We start from the raw sequence: 20,043 nt of genomic DNA, 5'->3' as shown, positions 1-20,043 counted from the left end.
CCCTTCATCAGATGAAGCTGAAATTTCATCAGATGAAGCGAGACGTTGTCGCGGGTGGCCTCGAGACGGGGTGTGGGCCGCGCCGGCGGCTCGCGCGAGCTGTGGGCCGTCGCGGCGACGGGTCGAGGACCCCCGCGAATCGGCCGAGAGACAAGAAAGCCCGGATTCTAAGGCGCTACACAATGATGTGGATCACGCCGGTCAATCGTCAATTATTGTCCGGGTTTTGTGACACTACCGCTTACCGGAGCGGCAAAGAAGCCCCTGAATTGCTGGTGTTTCCGCAGGTACAGGCCACTTTTTCGGTGCATCACACGACCTCTTGCGATCTATTGTGAGTGACCTGAATGTTATGTTGACTCGTTTCTGACGTTATATGGTGCCAGATATTCTCCGGCTGATCGCCATCACCGCGTCATTGAGTTTTCACGACGCGGTATGGGACAGCGCGAACGGAGAGTAATGGGCAAGTACCTGCTTCGCAGGTTGGCAATGAATGTGATCTTGGTAGCGATCGCGGCCAGTCTCGCGTACACGCTTGCCGCCAGCACCATGAACCCGCGGGCCGCGTACCAGGCACGCCAGCCTCCCATCGCCGAGTCGGTCATCGACGCCACGCTCGACGCCTACAACCTGAACGACAAGACCCCTGTGCTCGTGCGCTACGGGACCTGGGCCAAGGGCGTCATCACGGGAGACTTCGGCAAGACCTGGAACGGCGGCTCGGTCAACGCGGAGATGGGCCGGCGGATCTTCGTCAGCCTGAGGTTGCTGCTGATCGGCACGGTGGTGGGCTTCGCCCTCGGGGTGGCCTTCGGAGCCCTCTCGGCGGTGCGGCAGTACAAGCTCAGCGACCGGGTAATCGGCGTCAGCTCCTTCGTGATCATGGCCCTTCCCGTCTTCCTCCTGGCCACGCTGCTGGCGATGGCGACGTACACCCTGAACGACGGGCTCGGGTTCACGCTGATCGAGTACACCGGCGAGTACAACCCGAAGCTGTCGGGCTGGGAGCAGTTCGTCAACCGGCTCAACCATCTGATCCTGCCGACTATCTCCCTCAGCCTCGGCTCGATCGCCTTCTACAGCCGCATCCAGCGCAACATGATGCTCGACGTGCTCGGCCAGGACTTCGTCCGCACCGCCATGGCCAAGGGCCTGCGCCGCAGGACCGCGCTGACCAAGCACGCGCTGCGCACCGCGCTGATCCCGTCCGCCACGTACTTCGCCTTCGCGTTCGGAACGATGTTCACCGGAGCCATCTTCACTGAGAAGATCTTCGCCTGGCACGGCATGGGCGCCTGGCTGGTCGACGCGATCAACGCCAACGACGTCAATTCCGTGGCCGCGGTGACCTTCTTCACCGCCGTCTGCGTCCTGTTCGCCGCCTTCCTGTCGGACCTGCTGGTGGCGGCCCTCGATCCTCGGGTGCGGGTGAGCTGACATGCGCTCCAAAGTCGTTCTCCGGCGCCTGCTCCGCAACAGGCAGGCCCGCTATGGCCTCGCCGCCCTGATCCTGCTGATCCTCCTGGCGTACGTCGGCCCGTACATCGGCTCCTACGACTGGACCGACAAGGACTTCCTGGCCTTCATGTCGCCCCCTGACGGCGACCACTGGTGGGGCACCGGCGCCATCGGGCAGGACATGTACGCGGTCACGCTCCGCGGCATGCAGAAGTCCATCATCATCGGCCTGCTCGTGGCGCTGATCGCCACCGGCCTCGCCGCGGTGGTGGGCGCGTTCGCCGGATATTTCGGCGGCTGGTGGGACAAGGTGCTCATGTGGGGTGTGGAGCTGCTGCTCGTCCTGCCCAGCTTCCTGATCATCGCGATCATCTCGCCGAGGTTGAGGGGCGGCTCCTGGCTCTGGTTCGTGGTGCTGCTGGCCGCGTTCACCTGGATGGTGACCTCCAGGGTGGTCCGCAGCATGACGCTCTCACTCCGCGAGCGTGAATACGTCCAGGCCGCCGTCTACATGGGCATCCCGCGCTGGAAGATCATCTTCCGGCACATCGTCCCCAACCTGTCCTCCTTGCTGATCATCGACGCGACGCTCAACGTCAGCGGCGCGATCATCGGCGAGGCGGCGCTGTCCTTCTTCGGGTTCGGCATCCAGCCGCCCGACGTCTCGCTCGGCACGCTCATCGCGGAGGGCTCGCGCAACGCCACCGGCTACCCGTGGTTGTTCGTCTTCCCCGCAGGTCTGCTGGTGCTCCTCGTGCTGAGCATCAACCTGATCGGCGACGGCCTGCGTGACGCACTCGACCCGGGGAGCAACTCGTGAGCATCTTGGAGGTCAGCGACCTCACCGTCACCTTCCCCGGCGGCATCCAGGCGGTGCGCGGGGTGTCGTACGAGGTCGAGCGCGGCGAGGTGCTCGGTATCGTCGGCGAGTCCGGCTCCGGCAAATCGGTCACCTCGCTGGCCATCATGGGCCTGCTGCCGAAGGGCGCCGTGGTCAGCGGCTCGGTCAAGCTGCACGGCCGCGAGCTGATCGGCATGGACGAGGACGAGCTGATCAAGGTACGCGGCAAGACGATCAGCATGATCTTTCAGGATCCGCTGTCGGCGTTCACGCCCGTCTACACCATCGGCGACCAGGTCGCCGAGGCCGTGCGCGTGCACCAGAAGATGGCCAAGGACAAGGCCGCCAAGCGCGCCGTGGAGCTGCTCGACCTGGTCGGCATCCCGAACCCGCACCTGCGGGCCAAGGCGTTCCCGCACGAGTTCTCCGGCGGCATGCGCCAGCGCGCGATGATCGCCATGGCCATCGCCAACGACCCCGACCTGCTGATCTGCGACGAGCCCACCACGGCACTGGATGTGACCATCCAGGCGCAGGTGCTGGAGGTGCTCAAGACCGCGCAGCAGGAGACGGGCGCCGGCATCGTGATGATCACCCATGACCTGGGCGTCATCGCGGGCATGGCCGACCGGGTGCTCGTCATGTACGCGGGCCGGCCGGTCGAGCAGGGGCCGGTGGACGACATCTACTACCGGCCGCGGATGCCGTACACGATGGGCCTGCTCGCCTCGATCCCCAGGGTCGACGGCGAGGAGGGGCCGCTGGTGCCGATCGAGGGCAACCCGCCCTCGCCGTCGGCGCTGCCACCCGGCTGCCCGTTCGCGCCGCGCTGCCCGATGAAGGTGGACATGTGCGACGACGAGGAGCCGCCGCTCACGCCGTTCGCCGGGGGGCGGCACGTCGCCTGCATCCGCTCCCACGAGATCGAGCACAAGGGCCTGAGCGGGGCCGACGTGTTCCCCGTGCCGGTCATCCCGCCGAGCGACGTGGTCCGCGTGCCGCGCGCCGAGCGCCCCACGGTGCTGCAGCTGGACAGCATGATCAGGCACTACCCGCTGATGAAGGGCGCGGTCTTCAAGCGCCGCGTCGGCACCGTGTACGCGGTCGACGGCATCAGCTTCGACATCGCGGAAGGCGAGACGCTGGCCCTGGTCGGCGAGTCAGGCTGCGGCAAGACCACCACGCTGCAGCAGATCATGCAGCTGGCGCCGCCGCAGGGCGGCTGGGTCGTCGTGCTCGGCAAGGACAGCGCCAAGCTCGACAACGGCGCGCGCAAGGCGCTCCGCCGCGACCTGCAGATCGTCTTCCAGGACCCCATGGCCGCGCTCGACCCGCGCATGCCGGTCGGCGACATCATCGCCGAGCCGCTGCGCGCGCACGGCAGGAAGGACGTGCGGGCCCGGGTCGCCGAGCTGCTGGAGCTGGTCGGGCTCTCGCCCGAGCACGCCGAGCGCTACCCGCAGCAGTTCTCCGGCGGGCAGCGCCAGCGCATCGGCATCGCCCGCGCGCTCGCGCTGGAGCCGAAGCTGCTCGTCCTGGACGAGCCGGTCTCGGCACTAGACGTCTCCATCCAAGCAGGTGTGATCAACCTGCTGGAGGAGCTGAAGAACACACTGGGATTGTCGTACCTGTTCGTGGCCCATGACCTGGCCGTGGTCAGGCACCTGGCCGATCGGGTGGCCGTGATGTACCTCGGCAGGATCGCCGAGATCGGCACGGTCGAGAACGTCTACGACCATCCCGCGCACCCCTACACGCAGGCGCTGTTGTCGGCGATCCCGCTGCCGGACCCGGAAATGGAACGCACCCGGAAGCGGATCCTGCTCGAAGGCGACCTGCCCAGCCCGGCCGACCCGCCATCGGGTTGCCGGTTCCGCACCCGCTGCCCCAAGTTCGCCCGGCTCACCGAGGGCGAGCAGCAGCTGTGTGTCGACGAAGAGCCCCCGGTTGCTCGGCTCGCGAACGCCGTGGACCACGGCGCAGCCTGCCACTACGCGGAGGAGATCGAGGTCATCACGGCCTCGGACGATCAGGAGGAAAAGTGAAGGTTCGATACCAGGCAGCCGCGGGACTCGCGGTCCTGGCCCTGGCCGTCGCGGCCTGCGGCGGGGGCGCCGGCGAGAGCAAGCAGCCCACCGCGGAGAAGACGCAGCAGGCGCAGCAGCAGATGGCGGAGACCCCGGCCATCAGCATCAACCCGGTCGCCTACGAGCAGGTCAAGGACGGCGGCACGCTGACCCTCACGGTCGGCCAGTGGCCGAGCCAGTGGAACGGCAACCACGTCGACGGCAACCAGGCGGACACGGCCGAGATGCTCGACGTGTTCATGCCCCAGCTGATGGTGGCCGACGCGGAGGCCAACTTCACGCCGAACAAGGACTACGTGACCGACGTCAAGAACGACATGTCGTCGGGCAAGCAGGTCGTCACCTACACGATCAACGACAAGGCCATGTGGTCCGACGGCACGCCGATCACGTGGAAGGACCTCGAGGCCACGTGGAAGGCCAACAGCGGCAAGAACAAGGCGTTCAAGCCGGCCTCCGTCGACGGCTGGGACAAGATCGAGTCGGTGGAGAAGGGCGACTCGGACAAGGTGGCCGTCATCACCTTCTCGAAGCCGTACCCGGAGTGGCAGGGCATGTTCAACCGGGGCACCTCGCACCTCTTCCCGGGCAAGCACCTCGAGACGCCCGAGGCGTACGACAAGGACTACCTGCAGAAGATCCCGGTCACCGCGGGTCCCTTCAAGGTGGAGAAGCTCGACGAGGGCACCAAGACGCTCACGCTCGTGCGTGACGACAAGTGGTGGGGCAGGAAGCCCAAGCTCGACAAGGTCATCTTCCGGGCGATCGAGTCGCCCGCCGCGCAGGTGAACGCCTTCGCCAACGGCGAGATCGACGCAGTCGAGATCCCGTCCGGCGCCCCGGCCGAGCTGAAGCGGGCCAAGGAGGTCCCAGGCGCGGAGATCCGCAAGGCGCTCAGCCCGAACTGGCGGCACTTCACCGTCAATAACCAGAGCGAGTTCCTGAAGGACAAGAACGTCCGGCACGCGATCGTGTATGCGATCAACCGTGACGTGATCACGCAGTCCGACCTGAAGGACATGGACTGGCCGATCCAGACGCTCGGCAACCACGTCTTCATGAACAACCACAAGGGCTACGTCGACAACTCCGGCGACCTCGGCAAGTACAACCTGGAGAAGGCCAAGCAGCTGCTCGACGCGGCCGGCTGGAAGCAGGAGGGCGAATACCGCAAGAAGGACGGCAAGGAGTTCGCCCTGAACTTCGTCATCCCCACCGGCACGCCGGTGTCGCAGACGGAGGGCGAGCTCACCCAGGCCATGCTCAAGGAGGCCGGGATCAAGGTGACGATCCGCCCCGTCCCCCTGGACAAGTTCTTCAACGACTACATCATCAAGGGCGACTTCGACCTGGTGCCGTTCTCGTGGATCGGCACGCCGCTGCCGATTGGTGGTCTGAAGCAGATCTACTACACCGACTCGGAGAGCAACTTCCCGAAGGGCAGTGACCCGGCCGTCGACGCCGCCATCCAGGCCGCGGTGGACGAGATGGACCCGGCCAAGGCCGTCGAGCTGGCCAACGCCGCGGACAAGCTGATCTGGGACATGGTGCACACCATCCCGCTGTACCAGCGTCCTGACATCTACGCGGTCAAGAAGACGCTCGCCAACTTCGGCTCTCGCGGATACGCGTACTACGACTTCACGCAGATCGGCTTCACCGGCTGATCTTCGCGAGTCAGTCAAGAACCCCGGCCGGTTCTCCCGGCCGGGGTTCTTGTCGTCGGCCTCCCGTCGGCTTTCAATGAGTGGGCCTCGTAAGGGCGATCATTGGAGGAGCCGATGCGTGGCCTACGTGCGTCCGCAGCCGTTCTGACCCTCGTCATCGCAACCCTGACCGTCGCGGAGCCGTCTACCCCGGCGGTCGCCGGGCCGGGCGATCCCGAGCCGGCCTCCCTGGTCACGCTCTCCGTCCCGGACCGGGCCGCGATGGAGCGGCTCGTCGCCTCCGGCACCGACCTCACCCACCGGGTACGCCCGCAACCCGACGGCAGCGTCCAGGTCGACGCGGTCGTCACCCCCAGCCAGCTGACCGCGCTCCGTGCCCTCGGCGCGGCCCTCGCGCCGGCGACCCCGCCGCAGGCCCGGTCGACGCCCGCGACGGCGGTGGATCAGATCGTGATCGAGCGGGCCGTCTGGTACAAGTCCCGCGACGGGTACTTCCTGTCCGTCGAGGCGTCCAGCAGCCTCGCCCAGGCCGCCGCGCTCACCGTCACCTGGCAGGGCGGCCAGGCCGAGATGGTGGCGTACGTGGACGCGGGCGCGTACCTCGGCCATCAGCTCAGCACGCCGGTCCCGGTCACGGGCCTGCCGCGCTGGATCACCGTCACGTCGGCAGGCGGCGGCAAGGCCGAGGCCCGGGTCAGCGCATGGCCCGACGGCGAGCGGCCCGACCGCACCGGACCCGGCTACCAGAAGGACTTCGTCACCCAGTACATGCCGCCGGCCCAGCTCAACGAGCGCATCAAGGCCCTGCACCGGCGCTACCCCAAGCTGACGGAGCTCATCACGCTGCCGTACCCGACGAACGGCTACCGCCGGCACGCCCAGGCCCTGCTCGGCACCCCGCCTTCGGCCGCCGTCGTGATCACCTCGACCGCCTACGGCTCCGAGGGCGGCAACGACCTGGCCGTCGAGCTGGTCGACCCCGGCGCCCCCGGCCGGGCCCTGCAGGTGACGGTGAACGGCAAGCTGATCATCATCAGCCTGGCCACCGACGGCTCGGGCGCCGTGACCAGCACCGCCGCCCAGGTGGCCGCCGCGATCAACGCGACACCCGGCATCTCCGTCCGCGCCTCCACCTACCGCACCGACCCCGGCGCGGGAGTCATGGCGCCCGCGCCGCTCACCCAGCTCAGCGACTTCCTCAAGGCCCCGGCCGACGTCGCGCGGGGACCGGCGACGGTGCTGGCCCTGCGCATCGGCGCGCACCGCGACGGCTCACGCACCGGCGTGCTCGCCTACGCCCAGGAGCACGCCAGGGAATGGGTGACACCGCTGGTCACGATCGAGGCCGCCGAGCGGCTGCTGCGCAACCAAGCTCGCGACGCGGCCACGCGCCGGCTGCTCGAACGCACCGACATCTTCATCGTGCCCACCGTCAACCCCGACGGCGCGAACTACAGCTTCTACGACTTCGCCGCCCAGCGGAAGAACATGACCAACCACTGCCCGCCCCAGCAGGCCGACCCGGCGCTGCGCAACACCTGGGGCGTGGACGTCAACCGCAACTACGCCGTGGGGTCGCTGAGCGACGGCTACTTCGGCGCCTCGGCCAACTGCCAGAGCGGCACGTACGCCGGGCCCGGTGAGCACTCCGAGCCCGAGAGCCGCAACGTCATCTGGCTGGCGCAGAAGTACCGCAACATCAGGTTCGCGATGAACGTACACAGCTACGGCGGGTACTTCATGTGGCCGCCCGGCGCGTACAAGCTCGACGGCCGCGTCACCCTGCCCCGCCCGACCCCGCAGGAGGAGGCGTACTTCCTGCGCTCGGCCCGCACCATCGAGGAGGCCATCGCCGCCGAGCGGGGCACGGTCATCTGGCCGCAGCAGACCGGGCCGGTGACCGACGTGCTCTACTCGGCGGCGGGCAACTCCGCGGACGAGCTCTGGTACGACTACGGCGTGTTCGGCTGGGACTTCGAGGTCGGCGCCGACCTGTGGGACGCGCAGACGCGCACGTGGGAGGGTGTCGGCTTCCAGCCGCCGTTCAGCGAGGGCCACGAAGAGGCGATGGAGTTCGCCACCGGCCTGATCTCACTGATCGGGGTGGCGGCCGACTACCGCGAGCCCTGAGCGAACTCGCGCAGGGTCACCGGGGGCCGGCCGCCGATGCGCTCGATGCTCTCGGTGATCCTGTAGAGCGGGTGGTGCCCCGGGCCGATGAAGCGGAAGAGCGCCCACAGGTGGGTGAGGTGCTCGACCGCGACGTCGTCCTGGTAGATGTCCATCGCGCGGGACTCCCACTCCTCGGGCGGCACGTCCACGTACGGGATCCCGAACGCGTCGGCGACCTCGCCGATGGTCGCCATCTGCCCGTTCACCAGGCACACCGGGTCCGCTGTGTCATTTACTGGGCCGGGGTCGAGCAGGAGCCCGGCCCCGACCCTGGCCACGTCGGCGGCGGCGACGAGCGGGACCAGCGTGTCCCTGCCGCCGAGCGGCAGCGCCAGCTCGCGGTTGCCGGACGCGGCCGCCACCACGGCCAGGTTCTCGAAGAAGACCCCGGCACGCAGGTGCACCGCGCCCACCCCGGCCCAGTCGAAGACCTGCTCGGACAACCAGTGGCGGCGCATGCGCGGGGTGCCCGCCTCGGGGGAGGCATCCAGCTGGGACACCTCCACGACCCGCTCCACCCCCTCCTCCTTGGCCGCCGCCGCGAACGCCGCGGTGGCGTCGAGCAGCCCGGCCGTCACCGGATAGGTGAAGTACGCCCGCCTGACCCCGCGCATGGCGGGGCGCACCGTGGTGATCTCACGCAGGTCGCCGACGACCACCTCCGCGCCGATCTTGCGGAGCTCCTCGGCCCGCTGGTCGTCGGCGTGCACGAAGGCCCTGACCTCCTCGCCGCGCTCCAGCAGCAAGTCCACCACCTGCCGCCCTGTCGCTCCCTGCTGCCCGCCGGCCGCGCCGGTCACGAGGATCATGCTTCCGCCTTTCCTGGGAGAGTCAGTGTGAAGAGCCCGAGCCGTTCCAGGTCGCGCAGGAACGGGCCCGGCGTGAACGCCTCGGCTGGGCCGTAGACGCCCGGGCGGCCGTGGCCGTCGGCCAGCCGTACCGCGGCTTCCACCGATGCCAGGGCGCTCAGGCGCCACAGGTCGTGCCCGCTGACCTGTCCCGCGCTGCCGCCGTCCGCGGTGATCACCTGGGCGGCGACGGTGAAGCGGGAGCCCGCCCTGGTCGCGGCGTCGACGTGCTCGCTGGTGAACGCCTGCTCCTCCTCGAACGTCTGCGCCGTCAGCTGCGCCTCGACGCGAGGCGTCCGCACGTGCCTGGGCACGGTGACGACCTCGGAGAACGGGACGGGGGCGATCATCGTGCGCGGCCCGAGCGGCGGCGGGAACGGGAAGACGGCGTTACGCGGCTCGACGTAGCCGACGTGCTGCTCGCCGTCCTCGTACGTGATCCGCCGGGTGTCGGCGAACAGTAGCTCGGCGGTCTGCTTGGCCCCCGTCGTCAGCCGCCAGTCCGACACCGCGTAGGCGGTGATCACCCGGTCGATCCCGGTCAGTCCCTCGGCCACGGCGCCGGCGAGCAGGTCTCCCATCCCGCCGTAGAAGCTCATCGCGGTGACCATGGTGATGCCGGCCTGCCTGGCGGGCTCCTGCAGGGTGTCGAACATCCACTTGGTGTGGTGCTGCTCGAGCGCGTGATCGACATAGTGGCAGCCGGCCTCGGCCGCGGCCGTGGCCACGGGCTTGCCGGTGTGCGTGAACGGTCCCGCGCAGTGGATCAGCACGCCCGCCTGCCCGGCCAGCTCCCGTAACGCGGCCGGGTCGTCGAGCGTGGCCTGATGCACGCGGGCCCCGCCGAGCTCGTCGGACAGGGTCTTGAGCGCGCCGGCATCCCTGCCGGACATGATGATCTCCCGGCCACGGGCGCGGAGCTCGGCCGACACCAGGCGTCCGGTGTGGCCGGTGGCGCCGTAGACGGCGATGTGCGGTGAGGACACGGCTCACCTCCATGATTCATACTGTGGGTATGTAGCTGTACTTCGAAGTTACGTACCGCGAGTATGTAAGTCAATGGGAGCACCATGATCCGCCGTACCCAGGCAGAGCGTTCGGACGAGACCACGGCGGCGTTGGTGCTGGCCGCGCGGGCGGTGTTCGGTGACAAGGGTTATGCGGGGACCTCGATCGACGCGGTGGCCGCGGCGGCGGGGGTGACCAAGGGGGCCGCGTATCACCACTTCGAGGGGAAGGCGTTTTTGTTCCGGGCGGCGTTCGAGAGTGAGCTGGCGGAGGCCTCCGCCAAGCTGGAGCGCGTGGCCGCCGAGGAGAGCGACGTGTGGGCGGCCTTGCACCGGGGCGCCCGTACCTTCCTGGAGCACTGCCTCTATCCGAGATTCCGGCAGATTGTGCTGCTGGACGCGCCGTCGGTGCTGGGCTGGGAGACGGCGCGCGCGATCGAGCACCGGTGCCTGCTGCGCATCCTGCTCGCCGGATTCACGCTGGCGGCCGAAGGGGAGGACGCCGCGGCCGTGCCCGCCCGCGCGCAGTTGGTCTTCGGCGCTTTGTGCGAGGGCGGCATGCTGCTGGCCCGCTCCCCGGACCCGGCGGCCGAGCTGTCGCGCCTGGCCGCCGAGGCCGACCGCCTCCTGGAGGCGCTTCGTTCCTGACGTTTCCTATAGGGGAACGATCTTGCCGACGCCCGCGCCCGCGCGCACCGCCGACGGGACATTCTGCGGTGGATCGACCGTGTAGCCGTAGTAGGTGCCGGGCTCGACGACGGTCCCGTTGGTCTCGGGGGCGCCGGAGTTCACGAAGATGTTGTTGCGCTGCACGGCCCGGCCGGGGTCGCTGTCGGCGTAACCGCTGCGGGAGTAGAGCGGGTGCGGCACATTCTCGAAGTAGTTGCCCTCGACGACCGCGCCGGCGTTCATCGTGGAGGCCACGCCGTAGAGCTCGTTGCCCAGGTAGTGGTTGTTGTAGATGTGGACCGGCTCGCCGAACCTGATGCGCGGGTGACGCTGGCGGCTGTGGTCGAAGAAGTTGTGGTGGATGGTCACCTTGAGGTGGCCGACGTCCGTGCCGGCGGCGCCGTCGGAGTGGCCGATCAGCATGGACTTGTCGGAGTGGTCGAAGTGGTTCCACGAGACGGTGACGTAGTCCGCGCCCCGCACGATGTCCACCGAGCCGTCCACCGCGCCCGAGAACGTGTTGTGGTCGATCCAGATGTGGTGGGAGTTCTGGCCGACGTTGACGGCGTCGTCCTCGGCGTTGGTGAATCGGAGGTTGCGCACGATCACGTTGTACGACCGGTAGAAGTCCAGGCCGCCACCTGTGATGTGCCCCGATGTGCCGACGCCGACGATGGTCTTGTTGGGTCGCACCCCTTGTTTGCTGGTGATCGAGATCGTCCCGGACACCCGGATGATCAGGGGTTCAAGGCTGTCGATGTACTCCAGGAACTGCTCGGCGTTGGTCGCGGTCACCGTGCGGCCTCCTGCTCCGCCGGTGGTGCCGTTCTGGCCGAGCGCGTTGACGGCCGCGAACCCGGTGGGCCCGTCGGCGGCCGCGGTGGCGGTCGATGGGACGACGAGTGCGGCCGCGGCGACGAGGACCGCCGTCCACTGCGAGAGCCGTTGCGATGCTGAGAGCATGGTTGATCTCCGCGTGTCAGATGCCTCCAGGAAAAGGTGATGGAAAGCGCTTTCCTGCTCGCATTATCGAGGCTGCCTCACAGGCGGTAAAGCGTCGCTGAAAGTTTCACTGGATCGGGTGCTGTTTGGCCTGGTGCGGCGACCGGTGATGGCGGGTGCAGTGAGCGGGACAGGGAAATACGGAAGTCGCGATTTAGAGTCCCATGTAATGGGAGCGCTCCCAATCCCCCAATTCGAGCTGGAGCAGCGTGCCATGGTGAACGCGACGATCAAGCAGTGGGCGACCCGGCTGGCAGCGGTGGCGCTGCTCGCGGCGATCGGACCGCCCGTCCTCCCGGCGGCCGCGTCCGCGGCGCTCCCGTACCAGGATCCGAGTCTGGCCGTGTCCGATCGGGTGGCCGATCTGATGGGCCGGATGTCCCTGGACGAGAAGCTCGGCCAGATGACCCAGGCGGAGCGCGGCTCGGTGAGCGCCGCCGACATCACGGCGTACCGGCTCGGCTCGGTGTTGTCGGGCGGCGGCTCCGCGCCGTCCCCGAACACGCCGGCTTCCTGGGCGGACATGTACGACAGATTCCAGAACGCGGCCCTGGCCACCCCGCTCGGCATCCCCATCCTGTACGGCGTCGACGCCGTACACGGCCACAACAACGTCGTCGGCGCCACGATCTTCCCGCACAACATCGGCCTGGGCGCCACCAGGGACCCGGCGCTCGTGCAGCGGATCGGCAGGGCCGTGGCCGAGGAGGTCTCCGGCACCGGCGTCGACTGGAACTTCGCGCCCTGCCTGTGCGTGGCCCGCAACGATCGGTGGGGCCGCACCTACGAGTCCTTCGGCGAGACGCCGGAGTTGCCGTCCTCCATGGCCACGATCATCAACGGCCTTCAGGGGAGCGCGTTGAACGGCCCGGCCTCCGTGCTCGCCACCGCCAAGCACTACCTCGGCGACGGCGGCACCACGGGCGGCGTCGACCAGGGCGACGCCCAGCTGTCCGAGGCCGACCTGCGGGCGGTCCACCTGCCGCCGTTCCGCGCCGCGATCGAGCGCGGCGTCGGCTCCGTGATGATCTCCTACAGCAGCTGGAACGGCGCCAAACTGCACGGCCACCAGTACCTGATCACCACCGTGCTCAAGGGCGAGCTCGGCTTCTCCGGCTTCGTGGTCTCCGACTGGAACGGCATCGACCAGATCGACGGCGCCTCCGGGACCTCCGCGCTCGACGTGCGCACGGCCGTGAACGCCGGCATCGACATGGTGATGGCGCCGACGGGCTGGCGGCAGTTCATCGATCTGCTGCGGGCCGAAGTGCAGGCCGGGCGGGTGGCGAACGCCCGGGTGGACGACGCGGTCCGGCGCATCCTGACGAAGAAGTTCGAGCTGGGCCTGTTCGAGAAGCCGCTGACGGACCGGTCCTACACCGCGACCGTGGGCAGCTCGGCGCACCGGGCGCTGGCCCGCGAGGCGGTCGCCAAGTCCCAGGTCGTGTTGAAGAACAGCGGGAACGTGTTGCCGCTGGCCCAGGGTGGCAAGATCTTCGTGGCCGGCAAGAGCGCGGACGACATCGGCAACCAGAGCGGCGGCTGGACGGTCTCCTGGCAGGGCTCGTCCGGCAACATCACGCCCGGCACCACGATCCTGCAGGGCATCAGGAACGCCGCGGGCTCGGGCACGACCGTGACTTACAGCCGGGACGGCAGCGGCATCGACGGCTCGTACCGGGTGGCGATCGCGGTGGTCGGCGAGACCCCGTACGCCGAGGGTGCGGGCGACCGGTCCGGCGGGCTCGGCCTCGACACCACGGACCTGAACACCATCGCCACCCTGCGTGCCGCCGGGGTGCCCGTCGTGGTCGTGCTCGTCTCGGGCCGTCCCCTCGACATCGCCGCCCAGTTGCCGAACTGGAACGCGCTGGTGGCCGCCTGGCTGCCGGGCACCGAGGGCCAAGGCGTGGCCGACGTGCTGTTCGGCGCCGTGCCGCCCACCGGCAAGCTGCCCATGACGTGGATGAGCAGCGCCTCCCAGCAGCCCATCAACGTGGGCGACGGCAAGACACCGCTGTTCGCGCAGGGCTTCGGGCTGACGTACGAGGCGCCGGAGGACGACACCAGCCCGCCGACCGCGGCCGGCACTCCCGTCGCGTCGGATGTCACCTCGTCGTCGGTGCGGCTGTCGTGGGCGGCCTCGTCCGACGACGTGGGGGTGAGCGGCTACGACGTCGTACGCGTGCAGTCGTCGGGCGAGACGGCGGTCACCACGTCCTCGACCACCTCGGCTACGGTCACCGGCCTGGCCGCGAACACCTCGTACACCTTCGCCGTCTACGGCAAGGACGCCGCGGGCAACCGCTCCCCACGCTCCGGCACCGTCACCGTGACCACACAGGCGGGGGGCGGGACCGGGAGCTGCACGGCCGCGGCGACCGTACAGAGCCAGTGGAGCACCGGCTACGTGATCCAGGTGACCGTGACCAACACCGGCACGATCCCGCTGAACGGGTGGACGGTCAGGTTCACCATGCCGTCCGGGCATCAGATCGCCGGAGGGTGGAACGCGTCCCTGTCCGTGAGCGGGCAGAACGCGACGGCCAGCAATGCGGGGCACAATGGGACGCTCGCGCCCGGTGCCAGCACCTCCTTCGGTTTCCAGGGCACCCGCCCGAGCGGTGACAACCGCCTCCCATCCGGCTACACCTGCTCCTGACCTCACGTCGCTCGCCAACCGGTGCGCCGGTCGGGCAGGGCACGGGGCCGGCCGTTGTCGGCTGGCGGAGTTGGTCACCCGCAGGTTCTGGATGATGATGTCGGAGGTGTTGGGGAACTCCGAGCGGGCGGCGAGCCGGATGTCGCCGGGCCCGGTGACGCTGCCGCTCTGCGCGGCGATGGTCACGTTGTAGCAGTTTTCGATCAGGATGGCGTTGTTGCCGGTCTGCGCGATGTCCACCCGGTCGATGACGGCGCCGCCGCTCTCCGACACGCAGAAGACGCCGCGCCCGCCGCCCCGTGCGATCACCTGGCCGACCCGGATGTTGGTGGGGTAGGAGCTGCCGATCCGGCCGTTCCTGTTGGCCATGCGGAAGGCCGCGTAGCCGGTGCCGGTGCCGGCGCCCTGCGCGTCCACCGTAGTCACGGTCGCGATGATGGTGTCGTAGACGTTGTCGATCCTGACGTTCCTGGTTCGTACGGTGCGGTCGCCGTGGTTGTCGATGCGGATGCCCAGGCCGCGGGACAGGCGCATGTCGATCTGGCCGAGCGTGATGTTGGTGCCGTTGTGCACGAAGAAGCCGTACAGCGGGGCGCCGGTGACGGTCAGGTGCTGGACCTCGACGTCCCGGACGCCGCGCGCGTACACGACCGCCTGGTCGCCCGAGCCGGAGCCGGTCACGTTGACGGTGCCGCAGACGTCGAGCACCGTGTAGCTCGGCAGGGACAGCCGCGAGCCGGCGCTCATCGTGCCCGAGCCCCGGACGATGACCCGCTGCTTCGAGGTGCGTCCCGAGGTGAGGCTGTTCACCGCGGCCTGCATGGCCGACAGCATGCTGGTGCCGGCGTAGACGGTCCTGCTGCCGTTGCGGGCGGTCCACGTGCTGCCGCTCAGCACGGCCTCCGCGTTCGCGGTGCCGTCGCCGCAGGCCGCGCGGCCACGCCGGCGGTGGCGGACTGCGCCGGCCATGCCGATGAATCGATTCATCCATCGACAAGGCGCTGACGTGCGGAAACAGCGACATGTGGGGGTTCAGATGCGGGCAAGCCGGGCCGATTCGACTCGGAGTATTGCAACGTTCAAATCGGCCAGTCAACCATCGGTGAAACTTACATCCGGCTTGAAAGGCCGTTCCCTAGGAGTTCAGTGATGACTAAACTGATTGGCAATGGATGAACAGGGTGAGGACGAGGAGCTGCTGGCCTGGGTGGAGCGGGTCGCGGCGTTCTTCGCCAGGAACAACGGGCTGCCGCTGATCACGGGGCGGGTGCTGGGCTGGCTGATGGTGTGCGACCCGCCCGAGCAGACCGCCGCCCAGATCGCGGCGGCGATCGGTGCCAGCAAGGGCTCGCTGAGCACGGCGGTGCGGGTGCTGGAGGCCGGCGGGTTCGTACGTGCGGTGACCCGGCCCGCCGAGCGCGGGGTGCGGTTGCGCGTCGTGGACGACGTGTGGGAGCGGGTCGCGCGGCGCAAGCTGGAGGCCCTGGGCCAGTTCAGCGAGATCACCGCCGAGGGGCTGGAGCTCCTGCGGGATGACCCCGAGCGGGCCGGCCGGGTGCGCGACGCCCACCGGTTGTTCGCCTGGCTGGAGCGCGAGATCCCGCCGCTGTTCCAGCGCTGGGAGGAGGAGGATTCGTCGTGACCGGGGAACGGAATCCGTACGAGGGCGGGCAGGCACCCATCAAGATCAAGAAGGTGCGGCGGGCGGGTTTCGCGGAGCGGGAGTTCGACACCGGCACGGTGCGGATCAACTACGCCGTCGGCCCGGACATCGGGCCGCCGCTGGTGCTCGTGCCCGCCCAGACCGGCGTCTGGCAGAGCTACCAGCGCGTCATGCCCGCGCTGTCGACACGGTTCCAGGTGTACGCGGTGGACGTGCGCGGACATGGCAGGTCCACCTGGACGCCGGGCGACTACTGCTGGCGGAGCCTCGGCGAGGACATGCGCGCGTTCCTGCGGGGCGTGGTGGGGCGGCCGGCCATCGTGGCGGGCAACTCCTCGGGCGGGATCATCGCGTTGTGGTGCGCGGCCAACGCGCCCGAGCTCGTCTCCGCAGTGGCGCTGGAGGACGCTCCCGTGTTCTCGGCGGAGATGCCCCGGTTCAAGGAGCACGACCGTTACGTCTACGAGGGTTTGGTGCACGCCGCGGCGGTGCTGGGTGACCTGGACGGCCGCGATCTGGCCGACTACCTCAGAGGCGTCACCAAGCCGGAGCCCGACGGGTCCGAGCGCAAGATGCCCGAATGGTTCCTCAACTACCTCTCCCGGCGGATCACGAATTTTCAACACAAACACCCTGGGGAGCCGGTCGATCTCCGCTTCATGCCACTGGTCGCGCGGGTCATGTTCCTGTCGCTGTCGATGTTCGACCCGGACTTCGCGCGCGCCTTCGTCGACGGCCGCATGTACGAGGGCCTGGACCACGCCGAGGCGCTCGCCCGCGTCCGCTGCCCCCTGCTGGTCATGCACGCCGACTGGTTCCGCGATCCCCGCCGCGGCCTGGTGGGCGCCATGGACGACCAGGACGCCGCCCGGATCATGGAGCTGGTCCCGCACGCCCGCTACCTACGCGTCCACGCCAACCACGTGATCCACTTCTTCAAACCCGCACAGTACGTCCGGACGCTCGGCGAGTTCCGTGACACGATCGAGAGCCTTCCCGCGGCAAGCTGACTCCGTTACGGAGCGAAACTGTCAGTGCGCGCGGGCACACTCACGGTATGCCCGACGAGCCCCTGGAACTCGGCGAAATCTCTCTCCCCGACTGGCACGCGCACAGCGACAAGATGGCGGAGGTCGGCTTCCTGGCCATCGCCAGGCGGTTGCCCTCTCTCATCGCCCAGGCAATGCGCATGGCATGGCAAGCCAGCCGGCGCGACACCGTGGCAACGATCTCGCTCAACCTCCTGGGCGGGGTGTTCACGGCGTTCGGCCTGCTGGCCACGACCGGCGTGCTCACCGCGCTCTTCAATGAGGGCCCGACGCCCGACCGCGTGATGGCGGCGCTGCCCAGCCTGCTGCTGGTGGGCGCGGCAGCGGTCGTGCGCACGGTGACGCAGGCAGGCGCCGGCTGGGCCGAGGCGCGCCTCACGCCCCAGATCCAACGGGCCTCCGAAGAGCGGCTCTACGGCCTGACCAGCCGAGTGGAGCTCGTGTCCTTCGACGACCCGGAGTTCCACGACGCCCTGGAACGCGCCAGAGGCCGGGGCCTGGCCACGGCCGACTGGGTGGTGTCCGCGGCGGTGGACGTGGTCACGGCCGCGGTCGGCATCGCCGCGGCGGCCGGCGTGCTGGGCATCCTCCACCCGGTGCTGCTCCCGCTGCTCCTGCTGGCGGTGCTGCCGGACGCGTGGGCCGCGGTCCGCAGCGCACGCATGCGCTACTCCACGATGTACGGCCTCATCCCGGCCCGCCGCCGCAAGTGGATCATCGCCGAGCTCCTGGCCAACCGCGAGCCCGCCGCCGAGGTGCGCTCGTTCACCATGCGCCGGTTCCTGCTGCGCATGTACGACGCTGTGGCCACGGCAGAGCAGGACGTGATGCTCAAGCTGGTCAAGCGGCAGACGATCACCAGGCTCGCCGGCGAGGCGTTCGGCGGCCTCGGCACCGCCCTGGTCTACGTCGCGCTCGGTGTGCTCCTGGCGATCGCCGCGATCCCGCTGGCCGTGGCCGGCACGGCGGTCCTGGCCATCAGGTCGGGGCAGACCTCGCTCGCCAGCCTGATGTTCGCCACCAACCGCCTCTACGAGCAGGGGCTCTACTTCACCGACTTCCTGGAGTTCTGCGCCGAGGCGGAGCGCCGCCTGAGCGCCCCGCGCCCGGCCGCGACCCCGGACGGCTTCGAGCGCATCACCGCCAGAGACGTGACGTTCACCTACCCCGGCGCGGAAGAGCCGGCCCTGCGCGAGGTGAGCGTGGAGATCAAGCAGGGCGAGGTGATCGCCTTCGTCGGCGAGAACGGCTCAGGCAAGACCACCCTCGCCAAGATCCTCTCAGGCCTCTACGAGCCGGACTCCGGCACGGTCTTCTGGGACGACACCGACCTCAGACAGGTCGACCCGGAGCAGTTGCGCCGGCGCACGGCCGTGATCGCCCAGGACCACACCCGCTGGCCCCTGACCGCCCGCTACAACATCACGATGGGCACCGACATGGGCGAGCCCGCCCTGCACGCGGCCGCCGCGGTCGCGGGTGCGGACGAGGTCGTCGCCGGACTGCCGCACGGCTACCGCACCCTGCTCGACCGCCGCTTCAAGGACGGGCACGAGCTGTCCGGCGGCCAATGGCAGCGCATCGCCGTGGCCCGCGGCTTCCACCGCGACGCCGACCTGCTCATCTGCGACGAACCCACCGCCGCACTCGACGCCCGCGCCGAACACGCCCTCTTCGAGCGCATCCGAAGCCATGCCGACGGCCGCACCGTCCTGCTCATCACCCACCGCCTGGCCAGCGTCCGCTACGCCGACCGCATCTACGTCCTCGACCACGGAACAGTGGTGGAGCAGGGTGACCACGCGACGCTGATGTCGGTCGACGGGCTCTACGCCGACCTCTACACCCTCCAAGCCAGCGCGTATCGATGAGGTCTCCGCCGGGAGCCCGGCCGATGTCCGGGACGACGAGCACCGCTGCTGCCGCCGCTGACCGGCGCCGTGGCGCACCGGCCGCCCCGCTACGTCGCGGGGCCGGCCGGAGGGCTGGCGGCGGGCCTGGTCAGCTGTCTGCCTGACCGGCGGTCACTTGCCGAACCCGGCGGTCAGGCCGGCCAGCAGCTGGCGGCGGCCCACCACGTACAGGACCAGGATGGGCAGCGTGGTGAGGACGACGGAGGCGAGCACCGCGGGCACGTTGATGCTGTACTGACCCTGGAAGGTCCACAGCGCCAGCGGCAGCGTGCGCTGCTCGGGGCTCTGCGTGAGGACCAGCGGCAGCAGGAACCCGTTCCAGATCGTCAGCGCGTTGTAGATGGTCACCGTCACCACGGCCGGCCTGGTCAGGGGCAGGGCCAGGTTCCAGAGCGTGCCGAGCTCGCTGGCGCCGTCCATCCGCATCGACTCGAACAGCTCCTTGGGCACGTCCCTGATGAAGTTCGTCAGGATGAGCACCGACAGCGGGATCGCGAACGCGATCGACGGCAGGATCATCGCCATCGGCGTGTCGTAGAGGCCGAGCTTGATGATGATCAGGTAGATCGGGATGATCGTGGCCTGGTGCGGGATGGCCAGGCCCATGAGGAACATCGAGTTCGTGTAGCGCAGGAAGCGCCCTCTGCCGCTGCGGACGATCGCGTAGGCCGCCATGAAGGACACCGCGACGGCAGGCGCGACCGCGCCGACCGTGACGACGACGCTGTTGATGAAATAGCGGATGAAGTCCGACTCGATGACCAGCTGATAGTTGGCCAGCGTGGGAGCGGACGGCGGCAGGAGCGGGTTCTCGGCGTAGTAGTCGCTTTGAAGCTTGAAGCTGGTGATGACGATCCAGTAGATCGGCACGACCACGATCGCCAGCCAGATCCAGGAGGCCGCGCCGGCCAGCCAGTTGGGGCGGCGGGTCACACGCTTGGGGCCGGAAGCGGCATGCCTCGCCGAGACCTGGGCGGAGCCCTTCGCCAGGATCTCCGTCAT

Annotated in this window: 15 protein-coding genes; 11 read left to right on the top strand and 4 right to left on the bottom strand. The window is 69.0% G+C overall.

What is annotated here, in order from left to right; all coding sequences use genetic code 11:
* Positions 1–462 precede the first annotated feature (462 nt).
* The 5 genes from ACTWQA_RS07860 (at position 463) to ACTWQA_RS07840 (ending at position 8,186) form a co-directional block, all read left to right on the top strand.
* Complete coding sequence (locus ACTWQA_RS07860) at positions 463–1,440, top strand: ABC transporter permease (protein ID WP_443158598.1); 978 nt, start codon at positions 463–465, stop codon at positions 1,438–1,440.
* Between the two features lies 1 nt (position 1,441).
* Positions 1,442–2,281 (top strand): ABC transporter permease, encoded by an 840-nt coding sequence (locus ACTWQA_RS07855; RefSeq protein WP_443158597.1) that lies wholly within the window; start codon positions 1,442–1,444, stop codon positions 2,279–2,281.
* Complete coding sequence (locus ACTWQA_RS07850) at positions 2,278–4,347, top strand: ABC transporter ATP-binding protein (RefSeq protein WP_443158596.1); 2,070 nt, start codon at positions 2,278–2,280, stop codon at positions 4,345–4,347. Before ACTWQA_RS07855 ends, ACTWQA_RS07850 begins: the two co-directional genes overlap by 4 nt.
* Positions 4,344–6,056: an ABC transporter family substrate-binding protein gene (locus tag ACTWQA_RS07845; RefSeq protein ID WP_443158595.1), complete on the top strand. Its 1,713-nt coding sequence runs from the start codon at positions 4,344–4,346 to the stop codon at positions 6,054–6,056. The genes ACTWQA_RS07850 and ACTWQA_RS07845 overlap by 4 nt, the downstream gene beginning before the upstream one ends.
* 114 nt (positions 6,057–6,170) lie before the next feature.
* The gene (locus tag ACTWQA_RS07840; protein ID WP_443158594.1) at positions 6,171–8,186 is read left to right on the top strand and encodes a M14 family metallopeptidase; all 2,016 of its coding nucleotides are present in this window, start codon (positions 6,171–6,173) and stop codon (positions 8,184–8,186) included.
* Here ACTWQA_RS07840 and ACTWQA_RS07835 read toward each other — a convergent pair.
* Together ACTWQA_RS07835 and ACTWQA_RS07830 are read right to left on the bottom strand one after the other, a co-directional pair.
* Positions 8,171–9,037 (bottom strand): NAD(P)H-binding protein, encoded by an 867-nt coding sequence (locus tag ACTWQA_RS07835; RefSeq protein WP_443158593.1) that lies wholly within the window; start codon positions 9,035–9,037, stop codon positions 8,171–8,173. The two genes, ACTWQA_RS07840 and ACTWQA_RS07835, sit on opposite strands and share 16 nt — an antisense overlap.
* On the bottom strand, positions 9,034–10,062 hold the full coding sequence (locus ACTWQA_RS07830) for a saccharopine dehydrogenase NADP-binding domain-containing protein (protein WP_443158592.1): 1,029 nt from the start codon (positions 10,060–10,062) through the stop codon (positions 9,034–9,036). The genes ACTWQA_RS07835 and ACTWQA_RS07830 overlap by 4 nt, the downstream gene beginning before the upstream one ends.
* Before the next feature lie 84 nt (positions 10,063–10,146).
* Here ACTWQA_RS07830 and ACTWQA_RS07825 point away from each other — a divergent pair, with 84 nt between their 5' ends.
* Entirely contained in the window at positions 10,147–10,731 is a 585-nt protein-coding gene (locus ACTWQA_RS07825; protein WP_443158591.1) for a TetR/AcrR family transcriptional regulator, read from the top strand.
* A gap of 6 nt (positions 10,732–10,737) precedes the next feature.
* Here the strand turns inward: ACTWQA_RS07825 and ACTWQA_RS07820 are convergent, their stop codons facing one another.
* Positions 10,738–11,715 carry a pectate lyase family protein gene (locus ACTWQA_RS07820; RefSeq protein ID WP_443158590.1) on the bottom strand — a complete coding sequence of 326 codons (978 nt, stop codon included), beginning with the start codon at positions 11,713–11,715 and terminating at the stop codon, positions 10,738–10,740.
* Positions 11,716–11,923: 208 nt separating this feature from the next.
* Between ACTWQA_RS07820 and ACTWQA_RS07815 the strand changes: the two genes are divergently transcribed.
* From ACTWQA_RS07815 to ACTWQA_RS07795, 5 genes are all read left to right on the top strand, one after another.
* Positions 11,924–14,416, top strand: coding sequence for a glycoside hydrolase family 3 N-terminal domain-containing protein (locus ACTWQA_RS07815; RefSeq protein ID WP_443158589.1), 2,493 nt, complete (start codon positions 11,924–11,926; stop codon positions 14,414–14,416).
* Positions 14,417–14,867: 451 nt separating this feature from the next.
* Entirely contained in the window at positions 14,868–15,131 is a 264-nt protein-coding gene (locus ACTWQA_RS07810; protein WP_443158588.1) for a hypothetical protein, read from the top strand.
* 453 nt (positions 15,132–15,584) lie between these two features.
* The gene (locus ACTWQA_RS07805) at positions 15,585–16,058 is read left to right on the top strand and encodes a GbsR/MarR family transcriptional regulator (protein ID WP_443158587.1); all 474 of its coding nucleotides are present in this window, start codon (positions 15,585–15,587) and stop codon (positions 16,056–16,058) included.
* A complete protein-coding gene (locus ACTWQA_RS07800; RefSeq protein ID WP_443158586.1) occupies positions 16,055–17,089 on the top strand; it encodes an alpha/beta fold hydrolase in 1,035 nt (344 codons plus the stop codon). Before ACTWQA_RS07805 ends, ACTWQA_RS07800 begins: the two co-directional genes overlap by 4 nt.
* A 47-nt stretch (positions 17,090–17,136) precedes the next feature.
* A complete protein-coding gene (locus ACTWQA_RS07795) occupies positions 17,137–18,999 on the top strand; it encodes an ABC transporter ATP-binding protein (RefSeq protein ID WP_443158585.1) in 1,863 nt (620 codons plus the stop codon).
* A gap of 153 nt (positions 19,000–19,152) precedes the next feature.
* Here ACTWQA_RS07795 and ACTWQA_RS07790 read toward each other — a convergent pair whose 3' ends face one another.
* Positions 19,153–20,043 (bottom strand): carbohydrate ABC transporter permease, encoded by an 891-nt coding sequence (locus tag ACTWQA_RS07790; protein ID WP_443158584.1) that lies wholly within the window; start codon positions 20,041–20,043, stop codon positions 19,153–19,155.

Origin of the sequence: Nonomuraea sp. 10N515B (genome assembly GCF_052245915.1) — a bacterium.
Classification (GTDB): domain Bacteria; phylum Actinomycetota; class Actinomycetes; order Streptosporangiales; family Streptosporangiaceae; genus Nonomuraea.
The sequence above is the reverse complement of the archived record's forward strand: the minus strand, read 5'-3'. Positions and strand labels throughout refer to the sequence as shown.